Below are 21,883 nucleotides of genomic sequence, written 5' to 3' on the forward strand. Positions count from 1 at the left end.
ATCGGTCCTAATTAATTTACTGACCCGTAGCCGATCGCCCTTGTTTGCCCAGTCTTATTAACACAAAATAGGATAAGTAAACTACATAAATTGCTAAACCTATCATCGCTAAAAAACCCAAAAATTGAGGGTTAGTGTTAGGGTGAAACATTTGTTTGTACAGCCAAGGTGGGTCAAGCCAAATGCGGCAAAATGGTTCCTCAATGATTTGACTTTGAGATTGGAAGGCGCAAGTTAAGAAGGGAATTTGAGCGATCGCACCCAATCCGCTGTAAACAGTAATCGCCCATCGCCAAGCAGTAAAAGCCAGTTTCAGAGGCGATGGGGGTCGATCGTCAATTTCTTCGTTCAAATCAGCCCAAAACCATAAACTAGCAGGAATCAAAGCCCTGGCGATCGGCGACGACACAAAGCCCACAGGCAGGGCTGCGATCATTAGGTAAAGTGTAATTGCTAGCAAACTCGCCACTCGCCAATAGATAATCAACAAACGGACGATCGCGTCAGATGAAGCAAAAACAGCCCAAATCAGCACTACCAGTGGGATCGAAACCGTTAATAACACAGACAACCGATAATCCATCCAGACTAGCGGTTGAAACCAAGGTCCGGTCGCTGCCAATAAAAGACTTAACATCTTTGGGAAAATATACTCACTTATTTGTGGAAAATCTTACTACAAAAAAGCCAAAAAATCAGCAACTGGGACATCTTGTCATGTTCCTGTTGCTGCTTTATTTTTGGGAGATCTAGGCTGCGTAGTGCGAACTACCAGACGCTTTTTGACTACATTTCTGTTGGCGATCGAGGTAAAGAAAAGGATTGAGGGCAAATTTTGCCCTCACCTTTGGCTTCTATCTCTAAATTGCAGCTTTATTCGTCGTAGATGCGGCACTCAGCAGCGTCAGGATTGTCGTCGCAATATTTTTCAAAGGAATTCTTAGGTTTAACTTGCTTTTGGTGAGAGGCTTCTGCTTGAAGTTCTTCAACTGCGTCCCAGGCGGCCGCACACTCGCCAGACGTGCTGCCGCTTACGTCGCAGACTGCACGAGCGTTTTCGAGTTCTTCTTCAATTTTTGCTTGGATGTTGCCCGCGGGTGTGGTTGTCATATTCACCTATATCATCAATAGAGGAAAGGTTTTTGTTGCTCTATAGAACCTATCGAGAACTGTCTGTGTTACAGTTGAGGGTCTACTTATTGCCGGTACGCAGAGGGAATATTCCTTCTAAGACCCAAGCGTTACTTGAGGTCGAGCTTACCTGACTTTTGATCAAAACATTACATGGAATTGTCGTGTCAAACTGTATAGAGCTTGATCTTTTAAGATTTGAGCGATCGCACAGTGGACAGCAAACTGATTTATCCTGCCAATGTTAACTTATCTTAACACAACGATAGCTTTGTCGGGGAAGTCGATCGCGCCACAGCAGAGTCCTGGGGACGCCGATGCAGGTTAACCTAATCTAAAAGATAGTTTTATAGAGAAGTTGTGCCAGATGTACACCCAAAATGAAATGCAGTGGGTCAGCGCTTTATCCACCCGTCCCTCTTTAGAATCTGCCCTCAAAGAAGTTATAGAACAAGCCGATCGACTCTTAGAAGGCCCAGCAGATTTGGGGCTGATCTTTATCTCCTCTGCCTTTGCCAGCGAATATTCTCGGCTGATGCCTTTACTCCAAGAATTACTGCCGATTCCTGCTGTAATTGGCTGTGGTGGGGGAGGGGTAATTGGAACTGGTCTAGACGGCTTTACGGAAGAAGTAGAGGGTTCTCCGGCGGTTAGTTTGAGTCTGGCACGGTTGCCAGGAGTGCAAGTTAGAACTTTTCACGTCGCAGCAGAACAAATGCCGGACTTAGATAGTCCTCCCCATACTTGGGTGGATCTGTTGGGTGTGCCAGCCCAGGAGGAACCGCAGTTTATCATCTTAGGCGATCCGTTTTCGTCAAAAATTAACGATTTGCTGCAAGGGCTAGATTATGCCTATCCGGGCGCGCCGAAGGTAGGGGGACTGGCTGGTGGGGACGGTACTAGGGGTGTGGCGCTGTTCTGCAACTATCGGCTTTACCGAGAAGGGACGGTTGGGGTGGCTTTGAGTGGGAATATAGTTTTGGAAACGATCGTGGCTCAAGGCTGTAGGCCGATCGGGCGTCCGTATCGGGTGACGGAAGGGGAGCGCAATATTTTACTCAAACTGGAAGAACAAACCAACGATACAGGCTTCGGGGGGACGGAGCGATCGCCCTTGGAAGCTTTGCGAGAGTTGGTGCAAACTTTGAGTGAAGAAGACAGAGAGTTAGCCCAACACTCGCTGTTTGTGGGGGTAGTCAGCGATGAATTCAAGCTGGTACTGGAGCCTGGAGATTTTTTAATCCGAAATCTGTTGGGAGTAGACCCCAAAGTGGGAGCTATTGCGATCGGCGATCGAGTCCGTCTCGGACAGCGCATCCAATTTCACCTGCGGGATGCCCGCACCTCCGCAGAAGACCTAGAAATGCTGCTCGATCGGTATCAGCGATCGGCCGAGTACAGCGGTACATCCAGTGCAGGCGCTTTGATGTTCTCTTGTCTAGGGCGCGGTGAAGGGCTGTACGGCGAACCCAACTTTGACTCGCGACTATTCGGCCGCTACCTCAACAACATTCCCCTAAGTGGTTTTTTCTGCAACGGTGAAATTGGTCCTGTCGGCGGGAGCACTTTTCTGCACGGCTACACTTCCGTATTTGGGATTTGCCGTCAAAATTCCTAATTGCTTGAGGGTTGACTGTTGTCAGTTGACTGTTGACCCGTTCGCGTAGTCGAAGGGCACAGCACCGATAACAAATAACAAATAACCAATAACCAATAACTAATAACGAATTCCCCATTCCCAAAAAGAAAAAGCGGCAGTCATCTGCCGCTTTTTCTTTTAACTAGATATCAGGAAACCTTAGAAACTAAAAACAGTCCGCAGGAGTCCGACCCAGATATCGTCGTTTTTGTTGTTGTGTTCAGGATTCATAATCACATAAACGCCCGGTGTCACTGAGATAAAATCATTGACTTGGAAGCGATAGAAAGCCTCTAGGTGATAAGAGGTGTCGCGGTTTCTGGTGACATCGCTCTCAGTAACTTTTGGGGGTACGCCGAAAACGAAGCCGAGGAGGTTGCCGCTACGACCAAAGTCGGGCAAAGCCACAGTGAGGGCAGCGTTTTGGATGGTTGCCTCGTTGTTGGATCGTCGCAGTTGTTCAGCTTTTGTGTAACCGTACCAACCACCAATCTGAAAGCGGCTGCTGGGTTTGAAGTTAACTTGCACGCCAAAGTTATCTGCTGAGGTGGCTGATTGACCGAAGGGCCGGTTAGCCAAGGAACTGCCCGTGCTGCCCATGATGCCAACAGCGCCAGCGCGATCGTATTTCCGGGTGTAAGTCAGACCCAAATCAAACGGCTTGCTAAAAAAGCCTAGCTGAGCCAAAGCGCTGAAAGAACCGTCGAAAACACCCCTGCCGTTTGCTGGGTTGGGAGCATCGCTGTCGCCAGCCAGATAGCCGGCAGTAGCTCGGAAGTTGCCGAAGTTGTAAGTCAAACTTGCGCCAGCTCCTTGGGAACCGCGGAATACGGCCGGGTTGCGAACTCCAAATCGGGAAATTGAACCAGTACCCGTAGAGTTAAAGGGAGTAACTACGTCTGCAATTTCATCCAGGTCAAGTCCTTTAGGACCAACAAAGACTGTAGCGTTACCGATCGGGAAACGATAGTACAGTTCGTCTAGTAGGAAATTGCTGTTATCATTCCCGTCAAACGCTAGACGAGTCATGTTAGTACCCGTAGCGGTTGTTGCTGAGTAGTTGGGAACGTTTAGGGCTTGCAAGCGGGTTCTGAGCAAGTCCTTGCCGGTAAAGCTGGTGTTTAAGTTCAACCGTACCCGGTAGCCGAGAGTGGTGGATGTTTTGTCGTCGTGAAGGCCGATACCATCTCCGAAGGTGTCGCTGGCGGCAAAAATCACTTCTCCAGCCAACTTGGTGGTGGTGGAAAATTGATTTGCTTCGAGTTCTGCGGTGCGGGCTTCTAGAGCGTCTACTCTGCCACGGAGGGTAGCCAGTTCGGCTGCAAATTCTTCTTGCAGGCGTTGCAGAACCCCTAAGTCTTCTTTGGTGACGAAGGTAGATGTTGAGGAGCTAATTAGCTTAGTTACTTGGTCTAAGCAGGCATTAAGTCCGGCTGCAAATTCATAGCGTGTCAGGGCGCGGTTGCCGCGGTAGGTACCATCGGGATAACCTGCGATACAACCGTAGCGTTCGACTAGGGATTGCAGGGCTTGGAATGCCCAGTCCGTCGGCCGCACGTCGGAGAGTTGGGATACCGATGTCACTTGGGACATGGCTCCTGACTGTTCTGTGGGTTGGGCTTGGGGAGCAACTGGGACGATCGGGTTGCTCAGTTGTGTCGGGGCAGTCTGAGCAACTTCTACCTTAGCTGCTGGGGCGGATGTTGGCAGTTTAGCGTTTTCGATCGCTGGATTCAGACTGGTTGGCACTGCCAAGTCTGATGCTTGGGGCAATGCTGCTGTTACTGGTTGCAGTTTGGCAGCACTGGTATCTGGTTCGATTTTTGCCAGTTTTTCTGCTTCTGTGGAGTTAGCGCCGATCGCTGGTGCGATCGCGGGTTCAGAAGTTGTCGCTGCTGAATTTTGCTCTGTAACTGCTGAGCTGCTATTGATTGCCACAGTCTCGGAGGCAGCAGGGGCTGCTGCAACTGGTTCTGCAACTGGTTCTGCAACTGGTTCTGTTACTAATGCTGCAATTTGTGACTCAGATGGCTGAGCTGTTGCTAGCTGGTCGGCGACCGCCGTTGTGGTCGATTCTACAGCGAGGGCTGAGCCAGAAGCCACTGTGGATAATCCCAGAATGGCCGGGGATACTAGCAGTAAATTCCAAAAAGTTCTATTCATCATTCCTCACACCATCACACTCTATTTAACTTTAGCAGCAAGTCCCAACTGCTTGTTTTTGCGGTTTCTGCCTGTTCACAATATATCTTTTACTGCTTGCGAGCCTATCTGTCAAGGTTTTTAACCTGAATTTAAAGCTAGCTCCCTTGGGGACTGTTTTCTCGAATTATTCGAGAACCCTGGGATCGAGGCACATAGATCCGCAAATGTTTTGTGACATCTCACACTTGACAACTTATGAATTTTGTGATGTCTGTGTGAAATTTAGTATAATCTGCTCTATCGCAATATTTTAACACAATTTTTTCTCCGATTTACCCAAAGTATCTGCGGGAGTGTCTCCCACCTAAAATTTTTATTATTTTTGTGGGGGTCGAATCTACCGCACATCTGGGGGCTTTGGATTGAGTTGTACGATCGATTCTGTTGGGGAATTATCAACAAATTATTTTTAATTCCCAACAGTATAAGCAATCTTAATAATTCCCATCCCCCGATCGCCCTGTTTGTCTATTTTTCCTAGGCTGCTGAATCCTTGTAGCCTGTGCTACCTGCCTCCTAGGTATAGCTGGAGGTTGCAGTATGATTGAGCAACATAGGTTTGCACAGGAAAAACCACCTCTATCGTGGCCAAACCTCGTAAGTACAAGAGTGAGGATTTATGGAAGATTTCGGCATTATTATTGCCTGCTGCGACCAAGATTATCTGTTTGCTAAAGGTTGCTGTGCTAGTATCAGATATTTCCTAGGAGATGTGCCGATTTGTCTGTTGATTGATGGCACATTTTCTGTCAGTGCCTTAGAAAAGTCCTATGGAGTGAGAGTTATCGATCGCACCAAAGTGACGGAGGACGTGCTAAGGAACAGAAGTTTTGGCTGGGGCAAAACAAAGATGATTGCTTTCTGGGAAAGTCCTTGGTCAAATTTTCTGGTGTTAGATGCAGATACAATCGTTTGGGGCGATGTCCTCAAATTTGCTAACTTTCAGGAATTTGATTTTATTATAGACCAACCTTGTCAGGAAAATTCCGATGCGGATGTGGCGAAATTTTTCTTTGATCTTGGCGGTGTGGAGAAGTATTTCCCCAATTTTCACTGGCAACAATATCGAGCCAATTATTTCTGCACAGGTACTTTCTTTGCTAAACGGAATGTTTTTAGCTTGGAGGAATACGTGGAAATTTTAGATTTTACCCAGGCACATCCGGGGATATTTAAGTACGGAGAAATGGGTTTTTTGAATTTTATGATTTTCCGGGCGGCCCAGGAAAAGAGGCTGCGGGTGCAGAATGTCGATATGCAGTTATTGATGCCGGATTTTGACCAAGATTTGCTCAAAAAGCAATTTCCGATCGCAGAAAACGGGCCTGGAGGCGATCGCACCGCAGCAACGGTAATTCACTGGTGCGGGCCCAAACCAAGTTTATCAACATCTAAAATTTACTCGGAACCGATGAATTTTTGTCGCCGCAAATGCCAGGAAGATGTCTGGAATCGCACTGGTTTGTCCGCTGAAATGTTTCTGCAATTTGAGGATTGGCAGCGATCGATCTACGTGTATAAAAATAAGTTTAAGAAGAAGTTTCGCGAATTGACAGCGAAGTAACTTTAACCTTCGAGGGGTAAAGTTGGGCCCGATGGTGGTAAAACTTGGCGGTGAACGGTGATTTTGTCGCTTTCCCGCTGAGTTTGCATTTCTACGGCGATCGCCTCAAATTCGATTTCCAGACAGCCGTAGGGAATTTCTAACTCTGCCGTTGCTTGGAGTTTCCCCAAACCATTAGTTGTAAATTCGGTAATCCAGCGCGGCCCGTCTAAAATTACATAGGTTTGTCGATCGTACACCCAAATTTTGACAAAAATGCGTGGCATTAATTCCGGTAGTTGCACTCTGACTGTGACTGGCTTCCCTGGGACGATCTCTCTAGGAGGTTCGATGACCGGCATTGGTACTAACTCGTCTGGGGACAAAACGTAGGGAGTTAGGGGATTGACTTCTGGTTCAACAACTTTTGTAGCTTTTGTTGTCGCCTGTTTCTGGATCTGGGGTGCTGGTTCATCAAAGATCACAAATTCTCTAGCTTCCCAACTTGTAGGTTGGGGTGGGGAAATTGTAGAGTCGCTAGTTGCCGATGGCGGTGGTGTGGGAGTTTTGTTTTCCACAATGGCTATTTTTTCCCTGCTATTTTCTGCGTCGGCTGCTGCGGGAGTTGGTTGCTGGGAGGTTGCTTTTAGCCATTCCGGGGATTCACCGCTGCTGACGAAAGAACTCAGTCGCGACCAAAATCGATTTTGCACCTTTAAAGTTTGAAATGCTTCTTTTGTGGGTGCGGCTTCAGGTTCTGAGGTTGGGGTTTCTGGCTGGGGAGTGTTTTCAACTTTTTGGTCGCTTGCTGTGATTGGGGCTTTTTCTAGGGCCTGTTTGATTTCTGAAGGTGGGGTTGCTGAGTCTAATTTCGGTGTTTGGGTGTCCGGGGTTGGGTCGGTTTGAGCATCCTTGGCAATTTCTGATAGCAGTCTTTCTCGGTTGCTGTCGGGAAGTTTGCGACCAAATCCTGGTAATTCTAATTTTTTGCTAGCACTTTTATCCTGACGGTTGTTGAGTTTTGGGGGTAAATTTTCATTGGTTTCCTCGGCTGCTGTCAGTGAAGTATTCGCTGTTTTTTCAACTAGCTTCAGGAGAGATAGATTTGGTGCTATCGAACTAGGTTTTGAGCTGATGAGGGAGGGTTCGGCTTTCTGTGTTTGTGGTGCGCCGAAATCCTCTTTGATGACATCGAGAAGCTGTTCTAAACGGGCTGTAATTGTGAAAAATTGGGTGGCTAGGGATACATTGTCAATGCTCAGAATTGCTTCTCCTAAAATTAGTCGGCTTTTGCAATCGGCTGGAATATAGGTGACGCAGCCAAAGATACAAGGGGGCTCTTGTTCTGGCATCGGCTGTTGGATTTCTGCTAGAACTTGTGAGGTTTGGGGATCGCGTAGGTAGATTTGTAGTTGCGCTGAACCGATCAGTTTTTTGATTTCTGCGGTTTGGGATTCGGGGATTGGTGTGACGCTTTTGCTGGGGCTTTTGGGGGGTTGGGGAAGGTCGATTTTGCCGGAAATAATTAAGGGGCGACCTAGTTGGGTGACGAAGGTTTCTCGATCGAGGATGATTTGCAGGTTGTAGGGAGATTTGGGCCCAGATGCTTGGGGAATCGGGAATTGGTGGATTTTAGCGGGTTCTGGTTCTGGGGTGGGTGTGGCGACATCGGCTGCTGCTGCCAGTTCTGAGTCTGTTGGGGAACTGCTGGCTTCTGTGGGGTCGATCGGTTCTAGTGGTTGGGAGGTTTCCGATTCTGCGTGCAATACTTCTAACTGAACGCCGTATTGCCAAGGTTTCGCTGGTTTTGATTCTGGATCTGCTAAGCAGGAAAGTTCCCACTTGCCTGGTTTTAGCCTGGTGTAGGGAATGATGACTACTAATCCTTCTGAATTGGTGCGAGTCGATCGACTTTGGACTTGTCGCTGTGGTGGTACTTGATCTAGTGATGTGTAGCTAACGCGAATTTCGATGTCGGTGTTGGCGTGTGGCACCCGCGCCACGACGCGATACCTACCTTCTAGAATTTCCACGTCGGCGGTTTCTAGGGGCAACCAGGCGCGATCGCCTTCTTTCTGTAGCAAAAACTCTAATTTTTTCATAATTTTTTTCCCTTGGAGATCTCCGCTTTCTTCCTTCAAGGTTCGCGGTGGGTTATTTCAGGACAGCTACAGGCATTAATTTAATCTATGTTTTACACTTTAATCCAAAATCGGTACGGCTGGTTCTTCTTTTCATCCCAAATCTACCATTTCAAATCAGCCCAGTCACCAAGGACTGCCGATGATGCTGAAAGCTGCCCAATAGTATGGATGGGATAAATTTTTGCTATCGATTTGCGGAATAGACAAGGGCAAGAATGTTTCCCCTCTGGAACTTCGCAGTTGACCGTTTTCGATGGTGACTTTACCTTGAATCGCAGCTATTTGTGCTTGTCGCATCGCTTCGGCTTTAATGATGGGAGGATCTTTTGGTTTGCTGACTTTTAATTGCTGGTAAAACTCGGTCATTAGCGCTAAGGTGCCGGCATCACTGACGTACCATAAGCTAGCCAGGGCTGATTTTGCTCCTGATTGCAGCGCTAAGCCCGCAAATCCTAGTTCTGCTTCTTTGTCTCCTATGGCTGTTCTACAGGCACTTAATACCAATAGTTCTAGGGGCGGATTATTCCATTTTAAATCTCTCATTTGATCCAGTCCCAGTTGAGTATCCCAAAATTGAATATAGGAGTTTTTGGGAGATCCAGACCGGAATTCTGCATGGGTGGCGAGATGGATAATGCCGTATCTTTTTTGCAGTCGCTGAGATTGCAAATTAACTATGGTGAAGTCTTCGTTGATAAATGATTGACCAGGCCACTGTTGGGCGATCGCCCTTAATTCAAAAGGGACTGCTGGTAGGGGTTCTTGGTTGGATGTTTCGGAAAAAATTGCAGCCCCCATTGCGAGGACTTGGGTGTTTCTGAGGTTGGCGTAATTAATGTCTGTGAATTTGAAGGCGGGAATCCTGGCGATGCTATATTTTTGGATCAAAAATTGCTCTCCGTCGTGCATTGCTGCTAATGGTAAAGTCCGCAAACCTTCGCCCACACAGAATAGTAGGGTTTCAATTTTTGCTGTTTGTAACTCTGTTTCTAAGGGGGCTACGATCCATTTATATAGTTGTTGTGCTGGTTCTAAATAGCTGGTAGTGTTGATTTTTCTGGGGTTGGTAATTTCGCTGCTGAATTCTTGGGCTACTTGCCTTAAGTTTTTGAGTTGTGCTTCGGGTACGCTGCGGAGGATGGGCGCGCGATCGGGCAAAATTAATATTAGTTCTAGTTGGTCTGTGCGCGGTATCGCATAAATCAAAGCTGGTTTTTTCTTGGTTTTGACTCCGAGGCGAGATAGAGTATTTGCGATTTCTTGGGCTGTTTTCGATCTCGCCCCAAAGTTTTCTATCAAGTATTTTTGATAGTCTTCTTCCCAGTCTTCTTCGATTCTAGTAACAGCTTCGCCGAGGTTGCCTTCGTCGAGGAGTTTTCTCATTTCTTGCCCATTCAGTCCCCCTGTGACTTGGGGCTGGGCCAGGATGCCAATATTAGCTGTACTCCACCAGAAAAATAGGAATATTAAACAGTAAAAGAATGCTGTCTTGATTCTTTGCTTAATTTTATTTTTATGGCGGGTATGTTGGGATTGGTAGTCCATTTTTTTAGACCGATAATTGACATTTTCAACCCTTAAGAAAAGCACAGGTTTTAAGAGGAACTAGAACCGTGACTATGTTTGCCTGATTATAGCATTAAGCTTCCTAGATACAATGGCTATTGTTCCTTATTCTCTTTGGCTTGGGCCTTTGAGGGAGTTGGGGCTTGGGCAGTTATTCTGCCTTCGCCCCAAGGGGGGATTCTGGTTGCTTATTTTTTCGATAAAAGCTTTGCCAACACATTCCGCGTTATCTGTTGAGCTCCGCTATTCAAAACAGGCGATCGCAACTGTGGCGCACTATAATCATCCAATCCCCAGATCCACTGCATCGAACCACTAGCAAATACTTTCGCCCCTGAATCTGCGGTATAAACAGTCATGTCACCATAGCGAGTCCCCCCACCGTAAGGATAGGGAGAATGGGCGAGACGAACTATATTTTTCGGGGCATTGCCAAACATTCGATCGACTTCATAACCCAAAAGTCCTGGCAACTTGTCACCCTGTTTTAAATCAGTTTTTTCTAGTAGCCAATCGGGGGCGCTTTCATCAATCACAATGTCGGAATTCACCTGAAATGTTTCGTACATCACACCGATTAAAGAATCTTCGGGGCGCCCGATAGCACGATCGCGCCAGCGAGTTGTCACCAAAGAATCAAGTACCGGCAATTTATTGTAAGTAGTGGTTTCACCTAGTTCTGCTTTGCCAATCCCGTAATTTAACTCCCCTGCCACCGCTATTTTTAGAGGTGAATTAACTTCACCAACTTCCTGACTCAATCCCCCCATTGGGTCTAAATCTGCCATTTCTTTATAAGCAACTATGGTTCGATTCACTTCCCCAGTAATTCTGCTGGGTTCTAAGCGAATTTGCCAATAGCAAATATTCGAGCCAAAAAAGCCGATACTAACGCCTTTATCTCTAGCTTTTTCTATATTTTCTCGCATATCCCTCGACCAATATTCATCGTGACCTACGGATAGAAATGCTTGGTGAGATAATAGCAGGCGCGAGTTAAAATGGGTATCAATATTAGTTGCATAAGTGACATCATACCCTTCTTTTTCTAGCCACCTCAGCATATTGTATTCCCAACCAGCACTCGCAGTTCTCCTTTTTGGCTGAAAATTGGTTAAAAATTCCCCAGCCCCGATACCGTAAGCTGCCTTGCGATTGGGGCTCATACCGTAGGGTCGATTAAATGAAACTTTATAGGCTTGTTTCCCGCGACTGTTCCAGCGGTAAAGGGATTTGTAGCCCCAATTGTTGTAAGCTTGAAAAGTAGTAACGCTGGATTGAAACAACAGATCGGATTTGCGATCGTCATCCCGGACTACAAAAATAATATAACTTTGCTTTCCCGTTTTGCTGCCAGTCAATTTTGCCAAATAAATCCCGCTTGTCCATTCATCTGTGCGATCGGGAATTTGCAAAATATACGGGTCTTGCCAATGGCACTCAATTAGTCCTGATGCTTCGTCTTCCTGGGGCGGATTTTGTCTGATTCCCTTGCGAATAATTTGGTCATTCATTCGCCTTCCCCCCAGCCCATTATACCATCCCATCCGAAATATGTCTATGGTATAATTAGGGTCGTTGGTATTAACAAATAATTTAATTGCTTCACCCCGATTAACGCTGGTGAGAGAGGCATAACCTTCGATTTCTCGTTTGATGGCAGGATTGGTCAATTCCCAATCGGTTGTGCCTGGTTTTTGGTTTTCTAGGATGGTGAAATTAGTGGCGATCCTCTTCGAGGGCTTCGCTAACGCCCTTTTTTCCCGACTAGAATAGTTTTGAGAATTGGATGCTTTGTTAGCCAAAAAAGGAAGGGCTAAGCCAGTTAAGAAAGCTTTAATCAACTCTCGACGATGCAATTTGCCAAATAGGCTGACAGTCATTGGATTTTAGATGGGAGACAGGGAGGGGTGATGTAGACTACACATAACTTTACATCAGCCTCAGAAGATATCATACCTGGTGTAGATTATTTGCGATCGAACTTATGTAGGAGGCGGCTAAGACTCTGAGTGGGGATGTGTCGATCGCATTTCTTCACATATCATGTCTTAAGCTAAACAATTTTAGCTCGCAAAGCCGATTTGAGATTTTTGAGGTACAAGCCTGGGGAAACATCCTAGCCACCTGGAAAATCTACAATCTAAAATCGATGAGCCTATTGATTTTGACCCCCTGTTACTTTGTACCACTGATGAGTCAATCAACCAATTCCCCGCTATCTCAACCACTATCACGACGAACCGCCCTCAAATTCCTCGGAGTTGGTGCCGCCGGCGGGCTCCTGGGCTACTCTAGATTTTCCAAGCCAGAGCCCACCGTGTTTCAGCAAGACACCCTCGATTTACCGCAACTACTAAACACCCCCAAAACCGTTGTAGTTGTCGGTGCTGGCTTGGCTGGGCTCGCCTGCGCCTACGAACTTAGTCAGCGGGGTTTCGCCGTAACGCTGTTGGAGAAATCGCCCCAACTAGGCGGCAAGATTGCTAGTTGGCCGATTTCCGTGGGGAACCAGACTTTTATGATGGAACATGGTTTTCACGGTTTTTTTCCACAATACTACAACCTCAAAAGCGTAGTTCAAGAATTAGAAATTACCGACAACTTTGTATCTTTAGAATCCTACGCGGTTATCTTTAGAGATGGCAAATACAAACCAGAAGTTTTTCGTCCTAATCATTCCGCTTTTCCTTGGAACATAGTTGACTTAGGGATAGCTTCTCCTAACTGGACGAAGTGGGGAATCAATCTGACTAAACCCGCCCACTGGCAAGTATTTCGGGAAATAGGCGGTTTTCAAACGCAAAAAAGTTTCGCTAGACTCGATAACATCTCCGTTGCTGATTGGGTGAAAGGTGAGTTTCCCCGCGGACTTTATGACTTGTATTTTCTGCCTTTTGCTAAATCTAGTCTCAACTCGCCGGATGAATTGAGTGTGGGAGAATTAATGCAGTTTTTCCACTTCTACTTTTTCGGAAATCCCGAAGGTTTAGCATTCAATGGGACGCGGCAAGATATGGGAACCAGTTTAGTACAACCCATTGCTAAATACATTGAAAGTAAAGGCGGAAAAGTATTGACAGATGTGGCGGTTAGTAACATTCATTGGGAAAATGGCAAGATTGATTCCCTGAGTTACCAGTCAGGAGATGTGCAAAGTAAAGTACCTTTCTGGGTGAAGCAAAATTCACTGTTAAAGGACAGCAACGCCACGGCATATTTTGGGGCGGGAGATAGTGTGTATGCCACAGTACCGGGAGGAAAAGAGGCAATTTCCCTGAGTTGTACTCACCAGGGCTGCACGGTGCAGAAGCAGAATGATGGTCAATTTCATTGTCCTTGTCATGGCGCAGTTTTTGATGCCGAAGGGCGAGTGGTTAGCGGACCTGCAAAACGGGATTTACCCAGATTTAAGGTGGTTGCTAAAAAAGATGATGAGGTACAATTGGCAGCAGCATTTGACAATTCCCAAACTAAAAATTTAGGAGAAACATTGCAGGCTGATTACTATGTTTTGGCGACAGATGTGCCGGGAATGCAGCATTTGTTTAGTTTGGCTAGCGGTGAGGTGAATCCCCAGGTGCAGAGTCGGATTGAGAGTTTGAAAATAGCCGATCCGTTTGCGGTTGGTCGTTTTTGGTTCGATCGCGATTTTGCATGGGAACAGAGCAATTTTAGCTCGCTTTCCGGCTACAAACTGACTGATAGCATTACGCTTTACCACCGCATTCAAGATCAATTCATCGCGTGGCACAAAGAAACTGGCGGCAGTGTAGTGGAGTTACACGCCTATTGTTACAAGGAAAAAGATTTTCCGAATCAACAAGTTTTGCTGGCTACTTTTGAGGAAGAGTTGTATGAAATTGTGCCGGAATTAAAACAGGCAAATATGCTGCACCGGGAATTGGTAAATCAAAAGAATTTCTCTGGTTATCCGCCCGGTAGTTATGCGGAACGCCCGGAGACTTCCTGTGATGTTCCTAATCTTGTATTTGCGGGAGATTGGGTGAAAATGCCTTTTCCTTGCGGTTTAATGGAAAGGGCGGTTAGCAGTGGTTTGTTGGCGGCTAATGCTATTTTATATCAGGAGGGTTTGCAGAGGCGATCGCTCTTGACCGTCAATCCTGAAGGCGTACTGAAAATCTAATGTTTTCAGCCTGACGGGGGCGGGTTTGAGAGATTAGACATCTCCGATTATTCTGGTAGGGTAGGCATCCTGCCTGCCCTTTACAATTTCTGTTCTCCAGTCCGAAAAACAACTATTCCATTTTCTACAGCAACTAGATCTATTTTCAGCGGACCGGCGATATATGTAACATCAGTGGCGATCGCCTGCACCTCCAGAGGTTTATCATATTGTTTGAGGCGATCGACAAAACTAGCCAAAGTTTCAATCCGATTATCGGCAACTTGGACTCTACCGCCGACAACACCAATCAAACGAGCCCGAAATTGGCAAGCTTCAATTAATTGCTGCAACTGCTGTCTTACCTGTTCGTCTTTTAAGACTAGGGGATCGATAGAAACTCCTGCAATCACATCTCCAGCCCGGAATACAACTCTATTGATTTCGGCTTCGGCAAATACTTTGATCCGCTTTTCTTCCCGCAGGTAGTTCGCGCCGGCCACAATTCTGACTACATAATCTTGACCGTCTTTTATTTGATTAAGGAGTTGTTCAATTTCGGCATTGGTAATTTGAACTATCTGCTCTTTTACCTTGGTATTTCCAGGCTGCATGAGTCCGACAGTGGTTTTATTTGCTTCTTGCAATAGTCGATCGATGGCGCGACTGGCTAAGGCTGGTTCGGCGATGCGAACAACTCCCGCAGCTAAAATTTGGCCGCGCCTGATGGCAACAGTCCCCTCGCGAATTGCCTGAAAGTCTCTTTCTAAAACTTGTACTTGCTGTTGCAATAAAGCTTGTTGCTGTTCCAGTTGTGTTTGTTGCTCTGCTAGGGTTTCTAAGAGAGCTTCTCTTTCGGCAATTACTTTGTCTCGATCGACTATAGCTCGATCGCGATCGGCTAGATTTTGGACTCGCTCGGCAATTTCCTTGTCTCGCTGAGCAATTAGTTTGTTGCGCGAGCCAATTTCCTGGTCCCGCTTGGCAATTTCTTGGTTCCGCTGGGCAATTTCTTGGTCCCTTTGGGCAATTTGAGTTTTTACTCGCTCTCGTTGTTCAATTAACTGTTGTCGTTCGGTTTGTAGTTGGGTGATTTCTGAGCCTAAAGCTTTCTTTTGAGTAGAAACTGTGTTCAATTGATTTTCAGTGCGATCGAGCTGAGATTGCGTGCTGGCTTTGGCTACTTCCACAATCGTCAGTTGTTCTTCAGTGCGCAACTTAGCTGCTTCCATCGTCGCAAGCTGTTTTTCGGTTTGAGATTTAGCCGCTTCTACCTGACTCAGTTGCTGTTGAGTTTTGGACTTGGCAGCTTCCACATTATTGAGTTGGGCTCGCAGGGACTTTAATTTGGTTTGGGTCTCGGCTTGCTCGGCATTAGCCGCTTGCAACGAACGATTAATCTCTTCTAAATTAGCCTTAGCTTGGGCTTGAGCAGCCCTAGCTTGGCTTAATTCAGTTTCAACTCGTTTTTTTTCTTCAGTGGCTAGATTGAGTTCTCTGCGGGCGTTATTGAGTCTTTTTTGAATTTCATCTATTCTAAAAACCCCTGTGCGGAGGGGCTTACTGGTAGCAAACAAGATGCCCAGAGTTGTGGCTGACAGAATGCTACCAGCCATCACTGTCACTACAACAGCAGTATCGCGGGGGCGAAGTTTGAATAAACTTAATCTGGCCTTGCCGACTTTTGTCCCAAGGCGATCGCTGACAGTAGCGATCACACCCCCCAAAATTAAAATTACAAATACTAGGATGTATCCAGCAGTCATTCCGATTCCATAGCTTGTCTAAATCATCGAGCAAATATGTAGGGGTAGTGGATGGTGCGTGCCTACCCCTAAGCGATGGGGGCAACCGGGCGTGGGATTGCCCCTACAAAAATTACACAAATCATTTAGGCTGGCTATGAATTTGGGATTTGGGATTGAATCCCAAATCCCAAATCCCAAATCCTATAGTCTCTCGGTGTCAAGTGAATTGCTGGCCTAAAGCCACCGGGTTATGGACTGTGATCTTTTTCTTGTGGATCGAGATCATTTTTTCTTGTCTGAGATCCCCCAGTAAGCGAGTCACCGTTACTCGCGTTGAGCCGATCGCCTCTGCGATCGCCTGATGAGACAGCTTTAAATCAATCGTAATCCCTTCAGTACCGGGCATACCAAAATCCCGGCACAAAATCAGCAAAAAGCTGACCAATCTCGAACCCATATCTCGGTGGGCCAACGTTTCGATCATCATCTCAGTTTGCAAAATCCGAGAAGACAATCCGCGCAGCATCACCATAGATAAGTCTGGGTCTTCCTTGAGGGCTTTTTCCACTTGTTCGATCGGCAATGAGATCAATTCCACCGGCGTAAAAGCTACGGCGTGGTAAAACCTGTCAGAGCGGTGTCCTGTAATCAGAGACAGCACCCCAAATACGCTATTTTCCCGGAGAAGGGCCACAGTAATTTCTTCTCCGGCTTCATATACCCTGGAGAGCTTAACAGCACCTTTAATGAGAACGTAGACGCGCTCAGCCGGGTCTCCAGGGAAAAAAATTGTCTTGCCCCGTTCAAAGGTTTCCACAATGGGTGGAAACGCCCCGCCGCTGATTTGGCGGAACACGGCTGCTAGCGGTCTATCATGGGTCACGACCTGATCCTTTCTACTAATCAATGCTCTGTAACTTGAAAATTAACATTTTTGAGTAAATATACTTTCCAACCTCCTGTATTGGATGATTCAATAACTTCCATCTAATGTTAAGGTAAACACACACTGTATGATTAAATCTAGCCCTTCTCTTAACTTTTTCAATTCCGCCCCCAAGTAGCTCCACAGCCAAATTAATCTTAATTGTGTCTCAGTTGTGTCTCAATTGTGTCTCAATCAGTGATATTTCAATCAGTTGTGTCTAAATAGGTGGCGTGGTTGAATCTAGCCAACGAGAACGGTGCAAGTTGCTTCTAGATAAACTACAGATGATAGATTTGACCGGAAAAAATGCTCTTGTTACGGGCATTGCCAACAATCGCTCGATCGCCTGGGGCATTGCTCAGCAGCTCCACAAAGCAGGGGCCAATCTTGGCATCACTTATTTGAAAGACGAAAAAGGCAAGCACGAGCGGAAAGTCGCTGAACTCGTGGAACCGCTCAATCCCAGTCTGTATTTGCCCTGCAATGTCCAAAATGAGATGGAAATTGAGTCTACTTTTGAGACGATCGCCGACAAGTGGGGCAAGTTAGATATTCTGGTTCACTGTTTAGCCTTTGCCGGCAAGGACGAACTCTCAGGAGACTTCACCAATACTTCGAGAGAAGGTTTCTCCAATGCTTTGGATATTAGTGCTTACTCCCTAGTACGGCTTTGTGCAGCAGCGAAACCCTTGATGGCCGAAGGTGGCAGTATTGTCACCTTGACTTATCTCGGCGGTGTTCGAGTAGTCCCCAATTATAACGTAATGGGAATTGCTAAGGCCGCATTGGAAATGAATGTTCGCTATCTGGCGGCGGAACTTGGCCCGTTAAATATTCGGGTAAATGCAATTTCTTCTGGCCCAATTCGGACTTTGGCTTCGTCAGCAGTTGGCGGCATTCTGGACATGATCCACCACGTTGAGGAAGTCGCTCCCCTGCGACGCACGGTAACTCAACAGGAAGTAGGAAATGCTGCGGCTTTTCTGTGCAGCAATCTCGCTAGCGGGATTACGGGTCAGATTTTGTATGTAGATGCTGGTTACGAAATCATGGGAATGTAATAAGATTCTAGGAAAGTTTTGAGTTTTGTAGGGTGGGTTAAGAGAGTAAACTTTAATTTTAATAAGTAAGTTGTATGCAAAACCCACCCCTTGCTTGAGACTCCCCACTACAAAAATTCTCCGCTCAAATTACTAACTATCAATTACTCATGAATGACAAATTGCGACTTATGGAAACAATCGATCGCCCTTCTGTTCCTCCTGTAAATTCAGTTAGCCTGCTGAGGGCTGCTTCGGTGAAGCGCACGACACTGGAAACTGATGTGAATGTGAGCCTGAATCTCGACGGTTCGGGAACTTGTAAAGCGGCGACTGGAATTCCATTTTTAGATCATATGTTGGATCAGATTGCTTCCCACGGATTGATCGATTTGGATGTCCAGGCGATCGGGGATTTAGCCATTGACGATCATCACACGAACGAGGATGTGGGGATTACGTTAGGACAAACTCTCGCAAAAGCTGTCGGAGATCGATCGGGCATTTCTCGTTTCGGCCACTTCATCGCCCCGTTGGATGAAGCTTTAGTTGAAGTAGTCCTAGATTTTTCGGGAAGGCCTCACTTAAGCTACAATTTGCAGATTCCCAATCAACGGATTGGTACTTACGATACCGAATTAGTGAAAGAGTTTTTTGCGGCGATTGTGAATCACAGTCAAATGACACTGCACATTCGACAGTTGCAGGGTGGAAATTCCCATCACATTGTGGAAGCGGCATTTAAGGCATTTGCGCGGGCTTTGCGGATGGCTGTGGCGATCGATCCACGGCGCGCTAGTCGGATTCCGAGTTCTAAAGGAGTTTTGTAGTTTTGGGGTTTGCAGTTGCGCTTGAGCGCTGCTGCAAACCTGTAAATTAAAATATATCTGCTATGTAGTTAAAAATAGTAGACAATTAAACTATTGATCCATGTTATATTTTAATCGCAAATATTTTTTTCTTGCCTTGATTTTATTTTCGATCGAAATCGTTATTGCTGTTTTTTTTAGAGATAAGTTTGTTCGTTATTTCCTGGGAGATTTATTGGTAGTGATATTTCTCCATTGCTTCATAATGTCTTGGTTAAAACTAGAATCCACAAAAGTAGCTTTATCGGTTCTAACTTTTTCTTTTGTTATTGAGATATTGCAATATTTTAAGATTTTAAATGCTTTAGGCTGGGAAAATAACAAGATTGCTATAATCATTTTAGGCAATAGCTTTGATGCAATGGATTTGGTTGCTTATACTGCGGGTATTGCCATAGTTTTGTGGCTAGAAAATAGAAAAAAAGTTTCAATATCGTAGATTAACTCAAGCAGGATTGTAAAAGTCCGAGAAAGGAAATTTATTGTTGCAGATACTCGCTCTACTTTAGTGAATTTACAGGTCGTTTTAAAATTTGTTGAACCACCCCATAATAATTAGGATTTTCTAACCCTTTTAATTCATGTTGGATATCTTCCCAATCCCCTAATTTACTTTTCCACATACCATTCTCTGTTTGTATTTCAGCGTGTTGCGGTTCACCATTATAGGTGTATATTGCTATCTTTTGAAAGCCCGGTTCAAGATCGCGATTATCACAACATTCATATCCAATAGTTTGATAAGCCTTGATAAAAGCATCCAACGTTAACTCTCTTGGTACACCATCGGGCCAGTATCCATCTGGGTCTACCGGGTCCCATCTACAGTCCTCTTCGCCAGCCACGAAAGCAAAGCAATTATAATCAACTGTTTCTTCACTTGTTACTTCATATTCAGTATTCTCTAGATTAGGAAATCTCAAGAGTTTACGATATTCCAGCCTACCATTCATAGCCGTGTTCTTTTCCCCATTGTATCCATGCTTGAGCCATTTGTTTCATTCGACCACGCTGTTCTGGTTTTACCGGATTATCACCAGTAATTGCTCTCAACGCCCAAAACCAATGATCTGGTTTTTGTTCGAGATCCCGGAAAATTAACGGTACAATAGGCTGTCCCATGCCAATAATTCTCTGATAAGCTGGGTGCATTGACTTTTGTGTAACTAATGACAGCATCCTTGTCTGGTCGCGCCATTCTTCTACGAGGCTATTAAACTCCGCTTCGATTTCTACGTGACTTTTAATCGGGTATTTATAAGTTGTGATGCGATCGGGTAGTTTCATGTCAAGCCGTGGCTACTTCATAAATCTATATTACCCGATCGGGGCTCTGCGGGCGATCGACCAAAATCAAGCATTACCAACTTGGGTCAACCCAGCACAATTAGTAGGGTGCGTCAGTTGAAAAACCCTAATTCTTCGTAATAACCTTAAGACTGACGCACCCTACAGGCTACAAGCTGCGATTAAAAAAAATCGACTAAAATCAAACCTTACCAACCTCCACCAACTCAACATCACTAACAGAACTTTTCTCTTCCCCTTCATCTTCTTGAGCAACTGAAACTGTTAGCTTCAATCCCAGAGCATTCAGCCAATTAGCCAAAGCATAAATAGTCGCCATTCCATTCTGTGATACCAAACCATCTAATTTTTCCAAGTGCAATTTAGCGTCATCTGCTGACATATTTGGTTCTCCAAGAGCTTCAAATACATTGCTAAGTCCGAGTTCGAGCAAACCAGGTTCAGGCTCTTCGTCTTCCAAATGCGCTGTTAGATAAGCAGCAGCGTGTCTTTTATCCTTGAGCGCTTCAATCAGATAGTCCTGGTAACTATCGCTAGTTGGCATTTTGGCATTCTTCATATTCTTTCCAATACTCCTTAGCTTTACGAATATCTTGTTCTTGACTGCTTTTATCCCCACCACAGAGGAGAAGCACTATTGTTGACCCAAATTGTCCGAAGTACACGCGATACCCAGGCCCAAAGTCAATTTTCAATTCGCAAACTCCTTCGCCAACAGACTTACTGTTTCCTAAATTCCCCAAGCGAACTCGGTCAAGCCTTTGCTCAATTTTAACTACCGCATTCAAATTTCGCAGGGAACTAAGCCACTCTGCGAAAGGATTTTTACCGTCTGGGGTAATATAACGTCGAATGTTTCTGGGTTATACTTCCATAAATGCGAGCGCCACTACTCGTAAATCATCATAGGGGCGATCGCACTCAATCAAACATTACCAACTTCTGCCAACTCAACAATATTCGCAGAAATTTCCTCATCCCCTGCATCAACCGCAACTGTTAACTTCAATCCCAAAACCTTCAGCCAATTAGCCAAAGCATAAATAGTCGCAATCCCTTCTTGCGGTAACAAAACATCTAATTTTTCCAGATGCAATTTAGCCTCTTCATCTGACATATTTGGTTCCCCAAGAGCCTCAAATACATCTCTGAACGCTTTTCGCATGATTCCTAATTCCAAATCGCCTGATTCTTCCTCAAATATCTCTGTGAGATAGCCAGCAGAATATGCCGGATTTTTGAGATTTGAAATTTTATAGGGGTGATAAGGTAAACTCTTAGGCATTGTCATTGTCTTAACTCCTGTAATCTGTCCAGTATTTTTGAGCTTTGCGGATATCTTGCTCTTGAGTGCTTTTATCTCCGCCTATCAGCAAAAGTATAATTGTTGTTCCAACTTGTCCAAAATAGACCCGATAGCCAGGGCCGTAATTTATCCTCAACTCATAGACACCTTCTCCCACTGAGCGATAATCTCCGAGATTTCCAGTCCCAACTCGATCGAGTCGCCCGTCAATCTTAAATTTTGCCTTGAGATCGCGGAGGGAGTCTAACCACTCCGAGAAAGGAACTTTGCCGTCTGGTGTCGTGTAACGCTGAATTTCCCTTGGTTGTACTTCCATAAGTGCGATCGCAA

The 21,883-nt window shown here is 45.6% G+C and carries 21 protein-coding genes; 7 read left to right on the forward strand and 14 right to left on the reverse strand.

Features of this window, described 5'->3' with window-relative positions; translation table 11 throughout:
• Positions 1 to 16 precede the first annotated feature (16 nt).
• Complete coding sequence (locus tag AAFP14_RS07535) at positions 17 to 637, reverse strand: DUF3177 family protein (RefSeq protein WP_341731672.1); 621 nt, start codon at positions 635 to 637, stop codon at positions 17 to 19.
• Positions 638 to 873: 236 nt separating this feature from the next.
• Entirely contained in the window at positions 874 to 1,110 is a 237-nt protein-coding gene (locus tag AAFP14_RS07540) for a Calvin cycle protein CP12 (RefSeq protein WP_341731673.1), read from the reverse strand.
• A 388-nt stretch (positions 1,111 to 1,498) separates the two neighbouring features.
• Between AAFP14_RS07540 and AAFP14_RS07545 the strand changes: the two genes are divergently transcribed.
• Positions 1,499 to 2,749, forward strand: coding sequence for an FIST signal transduction protein (locus AAFP14_RS07545; protein ID WP_341731674.1), 1,251 nt, complete (start codon positions 1,499 to 1,501; stop codon positions 2,747 to 2,749).
• Between the two features lie 180 nt (positions 2,750 to 2,929).
• Here the strand turns inward: AAFP14_RS07545 and AAFP14_RS07550 are convergent, their stop codons facing one another.
• On the reverse strand, positions 2,930 to 4,933 hold the full coding sequence (locus AAFP14_RS07550; protein WP_341731747.1) for an iron uptake porin: 2,004 nt from the start codon (positions 4,931 to 4,933) through the stop codon (positions 2,930 to 2,932).
• A gap of 661 nt (positions 4,934 to 5,594) precedes the next feature.
• Between AAFP14_RS07550 and AAFP14_RS07555 the strand changes: the two genes are divergently transcribed.
• Positions 5,595 to 6,539 (forward strand): hypothetical protein, encoded by a 945-nt coding sequence (locus AAFP14_RS07555; protein WP_341731675.1) that lies wholly within the window; start codon positions 5,595 to 5,597, stop codon positions 6,537 to 6,539.
• Between the two features lie 2 nt (positions 6,540 to 6,541).
• Here AAFP14_RS07555 and AAFP14_RS07560 read toward each other — a convergent pair whose 3' ends face one another.
• The 3 genes from AAFP14_RS07560 to AAFP14_RS07570 all read right to left on the reverse strand — a co-directional run bounded on the left by AAFP14_RS07560 (position 6,542) and on the right by AAFP14_RS07570 (position 12,111).
• The gene (locus AAFP14_RS07560) at positions 6,542 to 8,620 is read right to left on the reverse strand and encodes a hypothetical protein (RefSeq protein ID WP_341731676.1); all 2,079 of its coding nucleotides are present in this window, start codon (positions 8,618 to 8,620) and stop codon (positions 6,542 to 6,544) included.
• A 165-nt stretch (positions 8,621 to 8,785) separates the two neighbouring features.
• Positions 8,786 to 10,207 (reverse strand): CHAT domain-containing protein, encoded by a 1,422-nt coding sequence (locus AAFP14_RS07565; RefSeq protein ID WP_341731677.1) that lies wholly within the window; start codon positions 10,205 to 10,207, stop codon positions 8,786 to 8,788.
• A 209-nt stretch (positions 10,208 to 10,416) separates the two neighbouring features.
• The gene (locus AAFP14_RS07570; protein ID WP_341731678.1) at positions 10,417 to 12,111 is read right to left on the reverse strand and encodes a N,N-dimethylformamidase beta subunit family domain-containing protein; all 1,695 of its coding nucleotides are present in this window, start codon (positions 12,109 to 12,111) and stop codon (positions 10,417 to 10,419) included.
• 311 nt (positions 12,112 to 12,422) lie between these two features.
• Here AAFP14_RS07570 and AAFP14_RS07575 point away from each other — a divergent pair, with 311 nt between their 5' ends.
• Positions 12,423 to 14,375, forward strand: a complete 1,953-nt coding sequence (locus AAFP14_RS07575; protein ID WP_341731679.1) for an FAD-dependent oxidoreductase — start codon at positions 12,423 to 12,425, stop codon at positions 14,373 to 14,375.
• Between the two features lie 80 nt (positions 14,376 to 14,455).
• Here the strand turns inward: AAFP14_RS07575 and AAFP14_RS07580 are convergent, their stop codons facing one another.
• The gene (locus tag AAFP14_RS07580) at positions 14,456 to 16,120 is read right to left on the reverse strand and encodes a DUF3084 domain-containing protein (protein WP_341731680.1); all 1,665 of its coding nucleotides are present in this window, start codon (positions 16,118 to 16,120) and stop codon (positions 14,456 to 14,458) included.
• A gap of 199 nt (positions 16,121 to 16,319) precedes the next feature.
• Entirely contained in the window at positions 16,320 to 16,985 is a 666-nt protein-coding gene (gene ntcA / locus AAFP14_RS07585) for a global nitrogen regulator NtcA (protein WP_341731681.1), read from the reverse strand.
• Between the two features lie 329 nt (positions 16,986 to 17,314).
• Between ntcA and fabI the strand changes: the two genes are divergently transcribed.
• The 3 genes from fabI (at position 17,315) to AAFP14_RS07600 (ending at position 19,378) form a co-directional block, all read left to right on the forward strand.
• Positions 17,315 to 18,091: an enoyl-ACP reductase FabI gene (gene fabI / locus AAFP14_RS07590; protein WP_341731748.1), complete on the forward strand. Its 777-nt coding sequence runs from the start codon at positions 17,315 to 17,317 to the stop codon at positions 18,089 to 18,091.
• A 170-nt stretch (positions 18,092 to 18,261) separates the two neighbouring features.
• Complete coding sequence (hisB, locus tag AAFP14_RS07595) at positions 18,262 to 18,900, forward strand: imidazoleglycerol-phosphate dehydratase HisB (protein ID WP_341731749.1); 639 nt, start codon at positions 18,262 to 18,264, stop codon at positions 18,898 to 18,900.
• 100 nt (positions 18,901 to 19,000) lie between these two features.
• Entirely contained in the window at positions 19,001 to 19,378 is a 378-nt protein-coding gene (locus AAFP14_RS07600) for a ribosomal maturation YjgA family protein (RefSeq protein ID WP_341731682.1), read from the forward strand.
• A gap of 61 nt (positions 19,379 to 19,439) precedes the next feature.
• On the opposite strand, the gene AAFP14_RS07605 is transcribed toward AAFP14_RS07600, so the two are convergent.
• Both AAFP14_RS07605 and AAFP14_RS07610 read right to left on the reverse strand, forming a co-directional pair.
• Positions 19,440 to 19,892 (reverse strand): DUF7689 domain-containing protein, encoded by a 453-nt coding sequence (locus AAFP14_RS07605; protein ID WP_341731683.1) that lies wholly within the window; start codon positions 19,890 to 19,892, stop codon positions 19,440 to 19,442.
• Positions 19,882 to 20,226, reverse strand: a complete 345-nt coding sequence (locus AAFP14_RS07610) for a hypothetical protein (protein ID WP_341731684.1) — start codon at positions 20,224 to 20,226, stop codon at positions 19,882 to 19,884. Before AAFP14_RS07610 ends, AAFP14_RS07605 begins: the two co-directional genes overlap by 11 nt.
• Here AAFP14_RS07610 and AAFP14_RS07615 point away from each other — a divergent pair.
• On the forward strand, positions 20,225 to 20,347 hold the full coding sequence (locus tag AAFP14_RS07615) for a hypothetical protein (RefSeq protein ID WP_341731685.1): 123 nt from the start codon (positions 20,225 to 20,227) through the stop codon (positions 20,345 to 20,347). The two genes, AAFP14_RS07610 and AAFP14_RS07615, sit on opposite strands and share 2 nt — an antisense overlap.
• 81 nt (positions 20,348 to 20,428) lie before the next feature.
• Here the strand turns inward: AAFP14_RS07615 and AAFP14_RS07620 are convergent, their stop codons facing one another.
• The 4 genes from AAFP14_RS07620 to AAFP14_RS07635 all read right to left on the reverse strand — a co-directional run bounded on the left by AAFP14_RS07620 (position 20,429) and on the right by AAFP14_RS07635 (position 21,869).
• Positions 20,429 to 20,791: a helix-turn-helix domain-containing transcriptional regulator gene (locus tag AAFP14_RS07620; RefSeq protein ID WP_341731686.1), complete on the reverse strand. Its 363-nt coding sequence runs from the start codon at positions 20,789 to 20,791 to the stop codon at positions 20,429 to 20,431.
• Complete coding sequence (locus AAFP14_RS07625) at positions 20,781 to 21,101, reverse strand: type II toxin-antitoxin system RelE/ParE family toxin (protein ID WP_341731750.1); 321 nt, start codon at positions 21,099 to 21,101, stop codon at positions 20,781 to 20,783. The genes AAFP14_RS07620 and AAFP14_RS07625 overlap by 11 nt, the downstream gene beginning before the upstream one ends.
• A 71-nt stretch (positions 21,102 to 21,172) precedes the next feature.
• Positions 21,173 to 21,538: a helix-turn-helix domain-containing transcriptional regulator gene (locus AAFP14_RS07630; protein WP_341731687.1), complete on the reverse strand. Its 366-nt coding sequence runs from the start codon at positions 21,536 to 21,538 to the stop codon at positions 21,173 to 21,175.
• Positions 21,539 to 21,542: 4 nt separating this feature from the next.
• Entirely contained in the window at positions 21,543 to 21,869 is a 327-nt protein-coding gene (locus tag AAFP14_RS07635; protein ID WP_341731751.1) for a type II toxin-antitoxin system RelE/ParE family toxin, read from the reverse strand.
• Between the last annotated feature and the right edge of the window lie 14 nt (positions 21,870 to 21,883).

The sequence above is a fragment of the Microcoleus sp. EPA2 genome, from assembly GCA_020882975.1.
Taxonomy (GTDB): Bacteria; Cyanobacteriota; Cyanobacteriia; order Cyanobacteriales; family Microcoleaceae; genus Microcoleus.

Excerpts from the sequence above, each read along its gene's own strand:
- AAFP14_RS07570 (WP_341731678.1), bottom strand. The coding sequence starts at position 12,111 with ATGACTGTCAGCCTATTTGGCAAATTGCATCGTCGAGAGTTGATTAAA.
- AAFP14_RS07610 (WP_341731684.1), bottom strand. The coding sequence starts at position 20,226 with ATGAAACTACCCGATCGCATCACAACTTATAAATACCCGATTAAAAGT.
- fabI (WP_341731748.1), top strand. The coding sequence starts at position 17,315 with ATGATAGATTTGACCGGAAAAAATGCTCTTGTTACGGGCATTGCCAAC.
- AAFP14_RS07605 (WP_341731683.1), bottom strand. The coding sequence starts at position 19,892 with ATGAATGGTAGGCTGGAATATCGTAAACTCTTGAGATTTCCTAATCTA.
- AAFP14_RS07630 (WP_341731687.1), bottom strand. The coding sequence starts at position 21,538 with ATGACAATGCCTAAGAGTTTACCTTATCACCCCTATAAAATTTCAAAT.
- AAFP14_RS07535 (WP_341731672.1), bottom strand. The coding sequence starts at position 637 with ATGTTAAGTCTTTTATTGGCAGCGACCGGACCTTGGTTTCAACCGCTA.
- hisB (WP_341731749.1), top strand. The coding sequence starts at position 18,262 with ATGGAAACAATCGATCGCCCTTCTGTTCCTCCTGTAAATTCAGTTAGC.
- AAFP14_RS07635 (WP_341731751.1), bottom strand. The coding sequence starts at position 21,869 with ATGGAAGTACAACCAAGGGAAATTCAGCGTTACACGACACCAGACGGC.
- AAFP14_RS07615 (WP_341731685.1), top strand. The coding sequence starts at position 20,225 with ATGTCAAGCCGTGGCTACTTCATAAATCTATATTACCCGATCGGGGCT.
- AAFP14_RS07565 (WP_341731677.1), bottom strand. The coding sequence starts at position 10,207 with ATGGACTACCAATCCCAACATACCCGCCATAAAAATAAAATTAAGCAA.
- AAFP14_RS07600 (WP_341731682.1), top strand. The coding sequence starts at position 19,001 with ATGTTATATTTTAATCGCAAATATTTTTTTCTTGCCTTGATTTTATTT.
- AAFP14_RS07620 (WP_341731686.1), bottom strand. The coding sequence starts at position 20,791 with ATGCCAACTAGCGATAGTTACCAGGACTATCTGATTGAAGCGCTCAAG.
- AAFP14_RS07545 (WP_341731674.1), top strand. The coding sequence starts at position 1,499 with ATGTACACCCAAAATGAAATGCAGTGGGTCAGCGCTTTATCCACCCGT.
- AAFP14_RS07560 (WP_341731676.1), bottom strand. The coding sequence starts at position 8,620 with ATGAAAAAATTAGAGTTTTTGCTACAGAAAGAAGGCGATCGCGCCTGG.
- AAFP14_RS07555 (WP_341731675.1), top strand. The coding sequence starts at position 5,595 with ATGGAAGATTTCGGCATTATTATTGCCTGCTGCGACCAAGATTATCTG.
- AAFP14_RS07540 (WP_341731673.1), bottom strand. The coding sequence starts at position 1,110 with ATGACAACCACACCCGCGGGCAACATCCAAGCAAAAATTGAAGAAGAA.
- AAFP14_RS07550 (WP_341731747.1), bottom strand. The coding sequence starts at position 4,933 with ATGAATAGAACTTTTTGGAATTTACTGCTAGTATCCCCGGCCATTCTG.
- AAFP14_RS07575 (WP_341731679.1), top strand. The coding sequence starts at position 12,423 with ATGAGTCAATCAACCAATTCCCCGCTATCTCAACCACTATCACGACGA.
- AAFP14_RS07580 (WP_341731680.1), bottom strand. The coding sequence starts at position 16,120 with ATGACTGCTGGATACATCCTAGTATTTGTAATTTTAATTTTGGGGGGT.